10 protein-coding genes and 1 tRNA gene are annotated in these 13,885 nt (G+C 60.6%); 6 read left to right on the forward strand and 5 right to left on the reverse strand.

Annotated features, from left to right (window positions below; all coding sequences use genetic code 11):
- Positions 1 to 99: 99 nt before the first annotated feature.
- Both rlmB and FHT82_RS11665 read left to right on the forward strand, forming a co-directional pair.
- Positions 100 to 990: a 23S rRNA (guanosine(2251)-2'-O)-methyltransferase RlmB gene (rlmB, locus tag FHT82_RS11660; protein ID WP_183730086.1), complete on the forward strand. Its 891-nt coding sequence runs from the start codon at positions 100 to 102 to the stop codon at positions 988 to 990.
- A gap of 186 nt (positions 991 to 1,176) precedes the next feature.
- Positions 1,177 to 1,332 carry a hypothetical protein gene (locus FHT82_RS11665; RefSeq protein ID WP_183730088.1) on the forward strand — a complete coding sequence of 52 codons (156 nt, stop codon included), beginning with the start codon at positions 1,177 to 1,179 and terminating at the stop codon, positions 1,330 to 1,332.
- A 95-nt stretch (positions 1,333 to 1,427) separates the two neighbouring features.
- On the opposite strand, the gene FHT82_RS11670 is transcribed toward FHT82_RS11665, so the two are convergent.
- Entirely contained in the window at positions 1,428 to 1,949 is a 522-nt protein-coding gene (locus FHT82_RS11670; RefSeq protein ID WP_183730091.1) for a hypothetical protein, read from the reverse strand.
- Positions 1,950 to 2,184: 235 nt separating this feature from the next.
- Positions 2,185 to 2,260, reverse strand: a tRNA-Thr gene (locus FHT82_RS11675).
- Between the two features lie 275 nt (positions 2,261 to 2,535).
- Here FHT82_RS11675 and FHT82_RS11680 point away from each other — a divergent pair.
- Genes FHT82_RS11680 through FHT82_RS11690 form a run of 3 tightly spaced genes read left to right on the forward strand, consistent with a single transcriptional unit; the run spans position 2,536 to position 4,894 of the window.
- Positions 2,536 to 3,309 carry an NAD kinase gene (locus FHT82_RS11680; protein ID WP_183730094.1) on the forward strand — a complete coding sequence of 258 codons (774 nt, stop codon included), beginning with the start codon at positions 2,536 to 2,538 and terminating at the stop codon, positions 3,307 to 3,309.
- A gap of 4 nt (positions 3,310 to 3,313) precedes the next feature.
- Positions 3,314 to 3,844, forward strand: a complete 531-nt coding sequence (locus tag FHT82_RS11685) for a hypothetical protein (RefSeq protein WP_183731005.1) — start codon at positions 3,314 to 3,316, stop codon at positions 3,842 to 3,844.
- 30 nt (positions 3,845 to 3,874) lie between these two features.
- Positions 3,875 to 4,894: a dienelactone hydrolase gene (locus FHT82_RS11690; RefSeq protein WP_183730097.1), complete on the forward strand. Its 1,020-nt coding sequence runs from the start codon at positions 3,875 to 3,877 to the stop codon at positions 4,892 to 4,894.
- Between the two features lie 53 nt (positions 4,895 to 4,947).
- On the opposite strand, the gene prfB is transcribed toward FHT82_RS11690, so the two are convergent.
- The 3 genes from prfB to FHT82_RS11705 all read right to left on the reverse strand — a co-directional run bounded on the left by prfB (position 4,948) and on the right by FHT82_RS11705 (position 10,155).
- Positions 4,948 to 6,079 (reverse strand): peptide chain release factor 2 gene (gene prfB / locus FHT82_RS11695; RefSeq protein WP_183730100.1). Its coding sequence is split into 2 segments (ribosomal slippage): positions 4,948 to 6,009 and positions 6,011 to 6,079, totalling 1,131 coding nucleotides; the frame shifts between segments, so codons are not numbered across the junction.
- A gap of 120 nt (positions 6,080 to 6,199) precedes the next feature.
- Entirely contained in the window at positions 6,200 to 8,647 is a 2,448-nt protein-coding gene (locus FHT82_RS11700; RefSeq protein WP_183730104.1) for a penicillin-binding protein 1A, read from the reverse strand.
- A gap of 257 nt (positions 8,648 to 8,904) precedes the next feature.
- Positions 8,905 to 10,155, reverse strand: coding sequence for an N-acetylmuramoyl-L-alanine amidase (locus FHT82_RS11705; RefSeq protein WP_183730107.1), 1,251 nt, complete (start codon positions 10,153 to 10,155; stop codon positions 8,905 to 8,907).
- Positions 10,156 to 10,787: 632 nt separating this feature from the next.
- Between FHT82_RS11705 and FHT82_RS11710 the strand changes: the two genes are divergently transcribed.
- Entirely contained in the window at positions 10,788 to 13,643 is a 2,856-nt protein-coding gene (locus FHT82_RS11710) for a ribonuclease E/G (RefSeq protein WP_183730110.1), read from the forward strand.
- Positions 13,644 to 13,885 lie beyond the last annotated feature (242 nt).

Consider the following 13,885-nt stretch of genomic DNA (forward strand, 5'->3'; position numbering starts at 1 on the left):
GATGACAATGGAAAATACAGGAAAAATTTCATTGTCCGTTGAAAGCCGGCGCATGAAAGAGGGCCTATGCGGCAACAAGCGCCATCGTTATAAAGCCGCATGAGCAAAGATAAAAAATCCGGCGGCACGCCCGCCACCGACAAGTCCGCAAAAGACACGCATTACGCAACGCTCCGGCGCGCGCACCGCGACGCCAAGCGCGAACGCGGCGAAATCCCGACACCAGCGCCGCAGAAGCGCAAGCGAGGCGCTGATGACTGGAAGCCGCCGGCGCTCGCCCCCGATCAGGTCTTCCTCTACGGCCTTCATACCGTTCGCGCCGCGCTTGAAAACCCCGAACGCAAAAACATCAAGCTCTCGATCACGCAGAACGCGCTTGCGCGACTGGAGGTCGATCCCGACGTGATCGGCATTCCGGTCGAAATGGTTTCGCCGCAGGATATCGACAAGGTGCTCGGCCCCGAAGCGATCCATCAGGGCGTGCTGCTGGAAACGCGCCCCCTGCCCGTCCGGCGACTGGAAGCGCTGAAGGACAGCCCGCTGCTTCTCGTGCTCGATCAGGTGACCGATCCGCACAATGTCGGCGCCATCATGCGCTCGGCCGTCGCCTTCAACGCCGGCGCCGTCATCACCACCCAGAGACATAGCCCGACCGAATCGGGCGTGCTTGCCAAATCGGCTTCGGGCGCGCTGGAGCTCATACCTTATATACAGATCACCAATCTCTCGGATGCGCTCGGCGAGTTGCACAAGCTCGGCTTCTTCACGATCGGTCTCGATTCGGAAGGGCCGGCGCCGCTCGAAGGCACATTCTCAGGCGGCAGAATCGCGTTGGTGCTCGGCTCCGAAGGCAAGGGCTTGCGGCAGAAGACACGGGAGACCGTCAGCGCGCTCGCCCGCCTCGATATGCCCGGCGCCATCAAATCGCTGAACGTGTCGAATGCCGCGGCGATTGCCCTTTATGCGGCAAGGCTGCACCTGAAGGCATAGGTGTCAATGCCCGGCTTCTCGGGCAGCCACCACCAATATGTCGTGGACAGAGGCAAGGATTGCCGCGCTTGCGGTTGAACACCTTCGTTCATGGTCCATATTCCGCCTTGGAAAAGGCCAGCCGGTCATTGTACTCGGCTATACATTCTTTTTTCCAGGGGCGCCGGCAAAAAGGAAATCCACATTATGGCATTTCGACCGCTGATCTTCGGCGTTCTCTTCATCGCGGTCCTTGTCATGATCATTCTGAGCCTCATCTGGGTCGATAAATCGCATCCGATCCGGCAGCCCGACCCGCTCGCGCCGACGGCACCGGCAAATCCGCCCCAGCCAGCGCAATAGCCGGTCCGGAACCCACCAAGCTGTCGGATGTTCAATCCCGCAAGACAAACAGGGATTTAAATGTTCGTGCGCCCGAAGATGCCGTCGTTGCCGTCTCAGCGAACGAGGCGCAGGACGTTATCCTCGATATCACGAAGCAGCTTTGCGCAGCTGGCTCCATCGTCGCCGGCATCGTCCTGATTGACGACCCCATGAAGGGCGTTGAACAAAAATATGGCGGTGAAAGCCGGGTCCGCCAACGACCATGCGCCTTCGCGGTTTCCTTCTGCGAGCAGTTCCGCTGCGACCGAATACAGGTCGCGCAAAAATCCCGTCGCAAGCTCGAAATCTTGCGACGGGATTTTGTTCGGGGTTGGAAGGCGGCTTGCCTCACTCAGCTCCGATAGAGCCAATAGGGTCTCAGCTCCGATAGAGCCAATAGGGTCCGCCGTGATGGCGCCGCCAATATTGACGCTCGCGCCAACGCTCTTCCTGCCACGGGCTCCAGCGGCGCTCATAACCCCAGGCCGGGCGCCAGTAACGACGTTCACGCCAATGGCGGCGCTCGCGCCAGTCACGGCGATCGCCCCAATCCCGATCGCCCCTATCGCGATCACCCCAATCCCGATCGCCGCCACGGACCTGGATCACATCGCTCCGTTGCGAGACGGCAGGACGGTCGAGAGGGACAGCCGCAGCCGGGGCTACGGCGGAAAACAAAGTACCGGCCGAAATGGCGGCTGCTAGGAGAAAACTGGAGATCCTCATGGCTCACTTCCTCGTTTCTGATGAAGCGAGAATGATCGAGCGCGTCTGAATTGCTGCTGAATCGACCCTTCAGTCTCTGTTCATGTAATGGAATGGCTGGAAAACTGGTGCCCCCGGCAGGGTTCGAACCCGCGACCCCCTGATTACAAATCAGGTGCTCTACCAACTGAGCTACAAGGGCAATGGCTGCGAAGTAGCAGATTCTGATCTTTTGTAAAGAAAATTTGCCCTTTCCGGCAACGAGGCAAATCTATCCACAGCGGAGGTTTTGTGCCATCGGCGCTTCGATAAGGATTCAATTCGAGCGCGGACGTAACCTGCTGCGACATATCGATCGAAGGGCGGCGGCCTATCTCTTTGTTTCCAGGATCGCCCAAACTCCGGCAGCAGACGCAAAACGTCTTGTCGTAGAAGCCCTTTATCCTTTAGCTAGAGCAGCATAACAAAGGGCATTGCATGGGCCGGTCATTTCAGACGCTTTCTTTTATCGCCTCGCCGACCACGGAAGCGCTCGCCGCGCGAGACGAGCTGATTCGCCTTTACGGCGATGTGCCCGCAAACGAGGCCGATGTGATCGTCGCGCTCGGCGGCGACGGCTTCATGCTTCAGACGCTGCACAGCACGATGAACAGCGGCAAGCTCGTCTACGGCATGAATTGCGGATCCGTCGGCTTTCTGATGAACGATTACAAGACGGACGGCCTGCACGACCGCATCTGTGCCGCCGTCGAGAATGCGTTTCACCCACTGAAGATGACGACATCCAATGCCGACGGCAGCAACTCGTCGGCGCTTGCGATCAACGAAGTCTATCTTTTCCGGCAATCCTATCAGGCAGCGAAGCTCAGGGTGGAAATCGATGGGCGCGTGCGGCTGGAGGAGTTGATCTGCGATGGCTTGATGGTGGCCACGCCTGCCGGCTCGACCGCCTACAATCTTTCCGCCCACGGTCCGATCCTGCCGCTTGACGCGCCCCTCCTCGCCATGACGCCGGTTAGCGCCTTCCGGCCGCGGCGCTGGCGCGGAGCGCTACTTCCCAACCGGGTGACCGTCGACATCCATATATTGGAAGCCGAGAAGCGGCCTGTGAATGCGGTCGCAGACAATACCGAGATCAAATCCATACTGCATGTGCGCATCGCCCAGTCCGAGGACATGACGGCACGCATCCTTTCCGATCCCGACCGCTCGTGGTCGGACCGGATTCTGGCGGAACAGTTCGAGGATTGAAATGATGGCGATGCGGCAAGCATTTATGACGGCGCTCCTTGTTTCGGGCTGGGCGACCGCCGCCGAGGCGCAGACCGTTCACGACGATATCCTGCCGGCCTCGATCATCTTCGCGACCAGCACCGGCTATTGGGAAGATGACGGCAATTCGCTGCCGGTCGAGCGTGCCCCGACAACCACGCAGAGCGTCAGCACCCAAAATGTGAGCGGGGAGGATGCCAAACCGCAGCAGCGGCACGGCTATTACAAGCTTTTCGCCGTGCGCCAGCCGGACAAAACCTCCAAGATCTATCTGCAGCAGATCGCGCAGAGCGACGCCGGACCTGCCATCGTCTCGACGGTCGAACTGCAGGAAATCAGCGACCTCAAACCCTATGTCACGGATATCCGGCCCGAGAATTCGAGCGGCATCATCAAGGAGCCGGGCCTTTTCGCCACGGTCTACCTGAAGACCGATGCTGCTGCCGAATCCGACGGCTGGACGGTGCTGATCGACGAGTTCGGCGATATTACCGTGGAGAAAGCGACGAACTGAGCGTCGCAGGCTATTCATCGGGGCTAAGCCATGAAACTCGGCTTTCGCGAAGGCATTCTCCATGACGAGACGCGGCCTGACTGGGGCGGGACCGGCCCAAGACCTGTTCGCTGGTCCCTGTGGTATCCGGCAGCCGAGGGCTCGCTTGAAACCGAAATTCCGGGACGAAGCTGGTTCCGGAGGGCCGCGGTCGCCCGCGATGCGCCCATCCGCCCGGCGACGAAATCCTATCCGCTGGTCCTGCTGTCGCATGGTACCGGCGGCTCGGCAGCCGGGCTGGAATGGCTCGCCCGCCGTCTGGTCGATCGTGGTTTTATCGCTCTCGGCGTCGACCATCATGGCAATACCGGCGGCGAAGCTTATCGCGCCGAGGGTTTTGCCTGTCTCTGGGAGCGCGCGCCCGATCTGAGCTTCATGCTCGACCGCCGAAAAGACTGGCAGGGCGATCTGGCCGGACATATCGATACGGACAGCGTGTTCGCCGCCGGATTTTCAGCTGGCGCCTATACGGTGATGCTGCTTCTCGGTGCCGTCGCTCAATTCTCGCAGTTCGAACAATCCAGGCTGAAACCTGGAGGGCCACGTGGCCCGCGGGAGTTTCCCGATCTCGCCGATCATATCCCGTCGCTGCTCCGCACGAGCACGGCATTTCGCGAATCATGGTCGCGGATGTCGCGATCCTATCGGGACGACAGAATCAGGGCAGCGCTGGTCTGCGCGCCGGGTCGATCTATCCGCGGCTTCAGCGAGGAGAGCCTGAAAGCCATCCACAAGCCCGCTCTCATTCTGGTCGGCGATGCCGACAACACGGCCCCGGCCGAAGAATGTTCGTCATGGCTGCATGCGCGGCTTGATCGAAGCACCTTGAAAATCCTTCCGGGCGGTCTTGGGCATTATATCTTCCTGCCGGAAGGCACGGCATTGGGACTCTCCTTTGCAGAGCTCCTGTTTACCGATCCGGCGGGTATTGAACGTGCTGATGTTCACGAGGAGATCGCCGAACTATCGGGTGCGTTCTTTCACGGAATCGACATTTCTGCGGACGCCTGAAAATGAAAAAGCCCCGTTTCCGGAGCTTTCTATTTCAGGTCTGTCTTTGCCGATCAGTCGACGTCATCGACGACGGCATCGGCTGCGCCGCTGATGCGGTGAGCAAGTGCTGCTTCCATGAACTCATTCAGATCGCCATCGAGCACGTCATCGGGAGCAGTGCTCGTAACGCCGGTACGCAGGTCCTTCACGAGCTGGTAGGGCTGCAGAACGTAGGAGCGGATCTGGTGGCCCCAGCCGATATCCGTCTTGGAGGCAGCCTCGGCGTTTGCGGCCTCTTCGCGCTTCTTCAGCTCGGCTTCATACATGCGGGCACGCAGCATTTCCCAGGCCTTGGCGCGGTTCTTATGCTGTGAGCGTTCCTGCTGGCAGGCGACGACGATACCGGTCGGAATGTGAGTGATACGTACGGCCGAGTCCGTCGTGTTGACGTGCTGGCCGCCGGCACCCGACGAGCGGTAGGTATCGATCCGGCAATCGCTTTCATTGATCTCGATGTTGATCGAGTCATCGACGACAGGATAGACCCAGATCGACGAGAACGAGGTATGGCGGCGCGCATTGCTGTCATAAGGCGAGATGCGCACGAGGCGGTGCACGCCCGATTCCGTCTTCAGCCAGCCATAGGCGTTGTGGCCCTTGACCAGCAGGGTCGCGGACTTGATGCCGGCTTCTTCGCCGTCATGCACTTCCATGAGTTCGACCTTGAAGCGCTGGCGCTCAGCCCAGCGGGTATACATGCGCAGGAGCATGTTCGCCCAGTCCTGGCTTTCCGTGCCGCCTGCGCCGGAATGGACTTCCAGATAGGTGTCGTTGCCGTCGGCCTCGCCTGACAGCATGGCTTCGACCTGTCGGCGGGCGGCCTCGGCCTGCAGGCCTTTCAGCGCGTCCTCGGCTTCCTTGACAATGCTTTCATCGCCCTCTTCCTCGCCGAGTTCGACAAGCTCGATATTGTCGGAAAGCTGCTGCTCCAGCGACCTGACGCCATTGATGCCGTCATCGAGCTGCTGGCGCTCGCGCATCAGCTTCTGGGCTTCCTGCGCATCGTTCCAGAGGTTGGGATCCTCTGCCTTGTTGTTCAACCAGTCCAGTCGTCTTACCGCCTGGTCCCAGTCAAAGATGCCTCCTCAGCAGGGTGATAGCCTGCTTGGTTTCATCGACTATGTTCTGGATTTCCGCTCGCATTTTCCTGCTTCTTTGCTTCGGTATTCTGTGAGTAACCGGGTATTCTGTAAGGCTGGTGACATAGAGACGCCCGCCGCGGATGTAAAGAGCCGTGGCGGGCGCAATGGAAATCGGTTGTGATCAGAACAGGCCGGGCGTGTTGGTCTGGACTGCCTGGTTTGCCTGCGGCGACGTGCGCAGGATTTCTTCCGGCGCCATCATGCCGTCCATGCCGATGACGGAGAGGCTGTCGGCCGGGCCGGTGCCTGGCTTGAAGGCTTCGATGATGGTGCCTGGATCGCCATCGACAGCCGCCATGCCGGTCTTGCGGTTGATCGCGATCATGTTCATGCCGGCCGGGACCACGAATTTGGATTCAGGCATATCCTTGACAGCCGCCTGCATGAATTCATTGAAGATCGGCGCCGAGAGACCGCCGCCCGTGCCGCCGCGGCCGAGCGGAGCCGGCGTATCGAAGCCCATGTAAAGGCCTGCGACCAGATCCGGCGTGAAGCCGACGAACCAGGCATCCTTCTCGTCGTTGGTCGTGCCGGTCTTGCCGGCAACGTCGCGGCCCGAAAGATCGATCTTGCCGGCAGCGGTACCGCGCTGGATGACGCCCTGCATCATCGAGGTGATCTGGTAGGAGGTCATCGGATCGAGAACCTGCTCGCGGTTGTCGACGATGTTGGGCTCGTCCTGGCTCTGCCAGTCGCCGGCATTGCAGCCTTCGCAAAGACGCTCCTCATGCTTGAAGATCGTTTTGCCGTAACGGTCCTGGATACGGTCGATCAGCGTCGGCTTGATCTGCTTGCCGCCATTGGCGATGACTGAATAGGCCGAAACCATGCGCAGCACCGTCGTTTCGCCCGAACCGAGCGACATGGCGAGCAGCGGCGGCATCTTGTCGTAGATGCCGAAGCGCTCGGCATATTCGGCGACGATATTCATGCCGAGATCGTTGGCGAGGCGCACCGTCATCAGGTTGCGCGAATTCTCGATGCCGGAGCGGAGCGTCGAGGGGCCGCCGACTTCGCCGCCATAGTTTTCCGGCTTCCAGACCTGACCGCCCGAAACGATCTCGATCGGCGCGTCCATGATGACCGAGGCCGGCGTGTAGCCGTTGTCCATCGCGGCAGCGTAAACGAAGGGTTTGAAGGAGGAACCCGGTTGGCGCATCGCCTGGGTGGCACGGTTGAATTCCGACTGGGCATAGGAGAAGCCGCCAACCATGGCGAGAACGCGGCCTGTCTTCGGGTCCATGGCGACGAGACCGCCCTGCACTTTCGGTGGCTGGCGCAGACGATAGGAGGTCGAACCGTCGCCTCCGAGACGCTCGACATAGACGACATCGCCTGCCGAGACGGCGCCGACCGGCGACTTCGTGGTCTTGCGGTCACCGCCGGCGGAGCGGAATGCCCACTGCATGTCCTTGGCCGCAATCGTGCCACGCTCACGTGCGGCCGCAACCTTGCCGCCTCCATCCTTCGGCGGCTGGAGGCCGATATCGACAGCCTCATTGGAAACGGCAAGCACGACCGCAAGGCGCCATTCCGGCACGTCGGAGAGAGCGGGTACTTCGGCGAGCGGCGGACCCCAGTCGCCAGACGTGCTGATCTGCTTGATCGGACCGTGGAAACCGCGACGCTCGTCATAGGTGATCAAGCCGTCCTGCAGCGCCCTTCTGGCCTCGAGCTGCATCTGCGGATCGAGCGAGGTGCGCACCGAAAGGCCGCCCTCATAGAGCGCCTTTTCGCCATACTGGTCGATGAGCTGGCGACGGACGGCTTCGGCGAAATAATCGGCGGCAAAAAGAGATGAGCCGCTGTTGCGGGCGGTAACGCCGAGCGGCTGCTTCTTGGCGTCCTCGCCATCGCTCTGGCTTACGTAGCCATTTTCGACCATACGATCGATGACCCAGTTACGGCGCGTGACGGCGGCATCGGGATGGCGGAACGGATGGTAGTTGGCCGGCCCCTTCGGCAGCGAGGCGAGATAGGCCGCCTCGGCAATGGTCAGTTCACTGACGGACTTGTTGAAATAGGTCAGGGAAGCGCTGGCAACGCCGTAAGAATTCAGGCCAAAGAAAATCTCGTTCAGATAAAGCTCGAGAATCTTGTCCTTGCTGTAGGCCTGCTCGATGCGGAAGGATAGGATCGCTTCCTTGGCCTTACGCTCCATGGTCTGTTCGCTCGACAGCAGGAAGTTCTTGGCCACCTGCTGGGTGATGGTCGAACCGCCCTGCGTCGGACCGCCGGTCAGATAGGCAACCACCGCGCGCATGAAACCAGTGATATCGATACCCGGATGCTGGTAGAAATTCTTGTCTTCGGCCGAAAGGAAGGCCGCCTTCACGCGGTCGGGCACGGCCTGGATCGGCAGAAACAAGCGCCGCTGCTTGGCATATTCGGCCATCAGCGCGCCGTTGCCGGCATGGACTCGCGTCGTGACCGGCGGCTCATAGCTGCTCAAAACGGCGTAGTCCGGAAGATCCTTCGTGACGCTGCCAAGATAGACGGCGACGACAGCCGCAGCGCCCAGAAAACCGACGCACGCTATTCCGAAGAAATATCCAAGAAGTCTAACCATATTTTCAGCTACCGGTACTTCTAATCTCTGATCGGCGCAGCCGCTACAATCGCATAGACGATGCTGGTTTGCACGTTGCGCGGCTTACTCCATGCGCGTTGGCGCCACAAGACGATTCCGTCTCACATATGCGAAACATATAGACCCGAGTAACGGCGTGAATGTGAGCAAAATAGGGCTCGTCCCACCACTTTCCCTTTCCCTTCCTCCAAGAGGTCCGGTTTAGGCCTGGGTGTCGCTTCCGGGCAACGCCTGGTTTAGCCGCCGTTGGCCATAAGGCTCGTGCGGTAACGCTTCACCGCATCGGTCAAAAGATCGGTTATCTTTCCGCGCCAGCCCTCATCGAGCAGAAGCTTCTCGTCATCGACGTTGGAGAGGAAGCCGAGTTCGAGCAGGATCGAGGGGACGTCCGGCGCCTGCAGCACACGAAAGCCCGCATGACGGTGCGGATTGTTGATCGTGCTGACCTGATCCTTGAAGGAAGCGAGTATGCTTTCGGCGAGCGAGATCGAGAAAGCCTGTGTCTCGCGCCGCGTCAGGTCGAGAAGGATATCGGCGACTTCCGGCGGCTCGGCGACCGTTTCCTTGCCGGCGATCTGGTCGGACAGATTTTCGCGTTCGGCGAGATCGGCGGCGAGCTTGTCCGAGGCTTTGTCGGAAATCGTGTAGACAGTCGCGCCGCGAATGTCTTTCTGCTTCAGCGTATCGGCATGCAGGGAAATGAAGAGACCGGCGTGGTTCTGCCGAGCGATGAGCACGCGCTGCGAGAGCGACAGGAATTCGTCACTGTCACGCGTCAGGAAAGCCTTGATGCCCGGCTCCTTGTTCAGGCGGTCGGCGAGCGCCTTGGCGAAGGCAAGCGTCACCTGCTTTTCCTCGGTCTTCGTATCGACGCCGATAGCGCCCGTGTCGATACCGCCGTGGCCGGCATCGACGGCAATGACGAAATCTCCCGGCGCGGTCTTTTCCGGCTGCGGAATGGCGCTCGTCGTCTGCGCTGCATTGGCCTGATCGGTCCAGGACTGGGTCTTCACCAGTTCGGCGAATTTCTGTTTGTCGATCATCTCGGCATCGAGCACCAGCCGGTGACCGCTGCCTTTCTCATCCGTCTGTACCTTGGCGAGCGCGAGCTGGACCGGGCGTGCCGCCGTCAACACGATGCGGGCGCTCCCCTCGTCCATGGCACCGTAGCGGATGTCCTTGAAGAGGCCGCGGGCTTCGAGGTCCTTGGCCGGGAAACCGAAGGCCGTTGCCGGCAGGTCGATGACGATACGCTCGGGATTGGCGATGTAGTGGACGGAGAAACGCGGCTCGCGGTCGAAATCGATGACGATACGGGTTCTGGCGTCGTCGCCGACGATTCGCGCTCCATAAGCCAGCAGGGAATCCTTCGCACCGGCTGCGCTGCCCGGAACCGTGCAAAGCGCCGCGAAGGCGAAAAGCCACGCCGCAAATCCCAGTTTTCGCCCTGCGGACAACTCCGCCCCGACCCAAAACCTCTTAAACAATAGCCCGTCACACCCTATTTATTACTGCGATGGACCCTACGTCGCCCCGGCGCACTCTCGCCAGAGGCGAGCGCGCATATGCCGACCCGCGAATCAGGATCGCTTATCCCCCAGGAGTTTATGCGATACGAAATCCATCAATATTATGGCACATTTGGCTTTTCCCTTGCTATTGTGACAGAGAAAACATACAACAAATTTCAGGGTAGAAGTGTTGACGGGATAGAGTCGCCGCGAGGCAGCCAGCCGGCCCCCGGACCTGGCGCCACAACCGGCAATCGTCCGCCGTCGAATGCATTTCCACCCGAGAACTGGATCCTGATTTTCCGGCTTCATGCTGGGATTTCATCGGTGGATCAGCCACCACGCTCTCAGGGAGCAAACTCATCGGACCCGAAATGGGTCTTCGTCATTGTCGATCACGCTTGGTTGTTGATGGTTTCGCAGCAGGTTTTATCTGAAGTGTACAGGCCCCGGAACGAAATTGTTCCGGTTGCGGTCTGGCTGCTGCCCTCTCCCCCGCACCAATCGCGACTTTCATTATCCGGCGCGGCCACGGCGGACCGCATTCTTTCTGTGTCAACAGCAGTCGGGAATGCGCTCTCGCGGCCTCGCCGAGGAGCTCAGCTTACATGGCAGACAAAATGCTTATCGATGCGTCTCACGAGGAAGAGACGCGCGTCGTTGTCGTTCGCGGGAACCGCATAGAAGAATTTGACTTTGAGTCGCAGCACAAGAAGCAGATTCGCGGCAACATCTATCTTGCAAAAGTAACGAGGGTCGAGCCCTCGCTGCAGGCCGCTTTCGTAGATTACGGCGGCAACCGGCACGGCTTCCTTGCCTTCGCCGAAATCCATCCCGACTATTACCAGATTCCGCTTGCCGACCGTCAAGCCCTGCTTCGCGCCGAAGCCGAGGAGCACCGCCGCGACGAGGATGTCGAGCATGTCGAGACGGCTCCTGTCGTCGATCTCTCGACGCAGGATCAGCCCGATATCGGCATCGTTCCGGTCGAACAGCCCGAAGCAGAGTCTGCGGAAACAAACATAGCAGCAGTGGCGACCGAAGAAGCAGCACCCGTCGCTGAAGAAGCGCCTGCCAAGAAGCCTCGCGCCCGCCGCAGCCGCAAGAAGGCAGCCGAACCTGTCGCCGAAGAGGCCGCAGCACCGGAAGCATCCGTTGCCGATAACGACGATGAAGGCTCCGTTGGTGGCGAGATGGCCGCTATGGTCGAAACGGACTCTATTTCCGAGGACGTAGACGTTTCCAAGCGTCGTCACGACGATGATGACGACGATGACGACCACGGCGAAGAGGAAGTCATCGAATCGGTCGGCGCCGAAGATGCGATGGAAGAGGTTCCGGACCGCGTGCAGCGCAAGCCGCGCAAACAGTACCGTATCCAGGAAGTCATCAAGCGCCGGCAGATCCTGCTGGTGCAGGTTGCCAAGGAAGAGCGCGGCAACAAGGGCGCGGCTCTCACAACCTATCTCTCGCTTGCAGGCCGCTATTCGGTTCTGATGCCGAACACGGCGCGTGGCGGTGGCATTTCCCGCAAGATCACCAACCCGCAGGACCGCAAGCGGCTGAAAGAAATCGCCCGCATGCTGGAAGTTCCGCAAGGCATGGGCGTGATCCTGCGTACCGCCGGCGCGAACCGCACCAAGGTCGAGGTGAAGCGCGACTTCGAATATCTGATGCGCTTGTGGGAGAACGTCCGCACGCTGACGCTCGCTTCCACCGCTCCCTGCCTCGTCTATGAGGAAGGCTCGCTCATCAAGCGCTCGATCCGTGACCTTTACAATAAGGACATCGGCGAGATCATCGTTGCGGGTGAGGAAGGCTATCGTGAAGCCAAAGACTTCATGAAGATGCTGATGCCGAGCCACGCCAAGGTGGTTCAGCCCTACCGCGATATCCATCCGATCTTCTCGCGCTCCGGCATCGAGGCGCAGCTCGACCGCATGCTGCAGCCGCAAGTGACGCTGAAGTCCGGCGGTTACCTGATCATGAACCAGACCGAAGCGCTGGTTTCGATCGACGTCAACTCCGGTCGCTCGACCCGTGAGCACTCGATCGAGGACACGGCTCTCCAGACGAATCTCGAAGCAGCGGACGAAGTCGCCCGCCAGCTTCGCCTGCGCGACCTTGCTGGCCTCATCGTCATCGACTTCATCGACATGGAAGAGAAGCGCAACAACCGCGCTGTCGAGAAGAAGCTGAAGGAATGCCTGAAGAACGACCGCGCCCGTATCCAGGTCGGCCGCATCTCGCATTTCGGACTTCTGGAAATGTCGCGCCAGCGCATCCGCGCTTCCGTTCTCGAATCGACGACGCAGGTCTGCTCGCATTGCGGCGGCACCGGCCACGTCCGTTCGCAATCCTCCGTTGCCCTGCATGTTCTGCGCGGCGTCGAGGAATATCTCTTGAAGAACACGACGCACAATATCACCGTGCGCACGACGCCTGACATCGCGCTCTACCTGCTCAACCACAAGCGCCAGACGATCGTCGATTATGAAAACCGCTTCGGTGTGGCGATCATCATCGATGCGGATGGCTCGGTCGGTGCGCAGCACTTCGCGATCGATCGCGGTGAGCCGGTCGAAAACCCCGTCAAGATCGAAAGCCTCTTCAACTTCGCAGCCATTCCCGATGACGATGATGACGATGTCGTCATCGAGCATGACGAGGAAGAAGACGAAGAGCTGGAAGAAAAGCCCGCTGCTGCCGAGCGCCCTGCCGCCCGTGCAGAGAGCGAAGGCGAAGGTGGACGTAAACGCAAGCGCCGCCGCCGCCGCCGTGGCCGCAACGGCAGCACCGAGCAGCAGGTTGCTGCCGATGCCGTCTCCGACGAGGCTGACGATAGCGAAGAGGGCGAGGACGGCGGCAGCGAGGGCGACAGCGATGTCTCCGAAGGTGCCGCAGAGACCCGCGCCGAAGGTGATGACTCCCAGCGCCGCAAGCGCCGCCGTCGCGGCAAGCGTGGCGGCCGCCGTAACCGTGGTGAGGAAGGCGCTGAGGGCGCAGTTTCGGAAGACGGTAGCGCGGACGAAGACGATGACAGCGCAGCTGAAGAGACGTCTGCGACCGAGGTGGAGGCAGTCGAAGTCGTCGCAGCCGAAACCAATGAAGGCCAGTCCGCGGCGGCTGCCATCGAAGGCAGTGAAAGCGTTGCCGAGGTGGTCAAGCCGGCACGCGGCCGTGGTCGCCGTAAGGCGGCCGCCCCCTCGCCGGTCGAAGAGCCCGTCATTGAAGCCCCCGTCGCCGAAACGCCTGTTGCTGAAGCCGAGCCGGAAGCAGCGGAAGCCTCTGCGGATCTCGCCGCGCCGGCGCAGGACGAGGCAAAGCCTGTTCGTGCCAACCGCGGCTCCAACATCTCGTCTTCCGAACCGACGGTCACCTCGAACCGCACCGACAGCGCGGAGGCTGAAGGCGAAGGCAAGCCGAAGAAGGCAGGCTGGTGGCAGCGCCGCGGCTTCTTCTGAACGCTTATTTTCGGGAATAAGTGACATGATCCGGCTGCGGTGACGCGGCCGGATTTTTTATGCAATTGAATGAGAGCGTTCAGCCCGCCGTCGGTTGGACGAAGCTCAGCCTCGAGCGTACGGCCAAACCAGACGGTGGTTTCCGAGAGCGAGACGAGCGGCGGGAGCAGGCGCACGAAGCCCGCGAAGATCAGAAGCGCAGACCGCCCTGATTGCCGGCGTTGATGCCGGGATAAATGCAG

Origin of the sequence: Rhizobium sp. BK275, from assembly GCF_014193555.1 — a bacterium.
Lineage (GTDB): Bacteria > Pseudomonadota > Alphaproteobacteria > Rhizobiales > Rhizobiaceae > Rhizobium.

Excerpts from the sequence above, each read along its gene's own strand:
- rlmB (WP_183730086.1), top strand. The coding sequence starts at position 100 with ATGAGCAAAGATAAAAAATCCGGCGGCACGCCCGCCACCGACAAGTCC.
- FHT82_RS11665 (WP_183730088.1), top strand. The coding sequence starts at position 1,177 with ATGGCATTTCGACCGCTGATCTTCGGCGTTCTCTTCATCGCGGTCCTT.
- FHT82_RS11680 (WP_183730094.1), top strand. The coding sequence starts at position 2,536 with ATGGGCCGGTCATTTCAGACGCTTTCTTTTATCGCCTCGCCGACCACG.
- FHT82_RS11685 (WP_183731005.1), top strand. The coding sequence starts at position 3,314 with ATGGCGATGCGGCAAGCATTTATGACGGCGCTCCTTGTTTCGGGCTGG.
- FHT82_RS11690 (WP_183730097.1), top strand. The coding sequence starts at position 3,875 with ATGAAACTCGGCTTTCGCGAAGGCATTCTCCATGACGAGACGCGGCCT.
- FHT82_RS11700 (WP_183730104.1), bottom strand. The coding sequence starts at position 8,647 with ATGGTTAGACTTCTTGGATATTTCTTCGGAATAGCGTGCGTCGGTTTT.
- FHT82_RS11710 (WP_183730110.1), top strand. The coding sequence starts at position 10,788 with ATGGCAGACAAAATGCTTATCGATGCGTCTCACGAGGAAGAGACGCGC.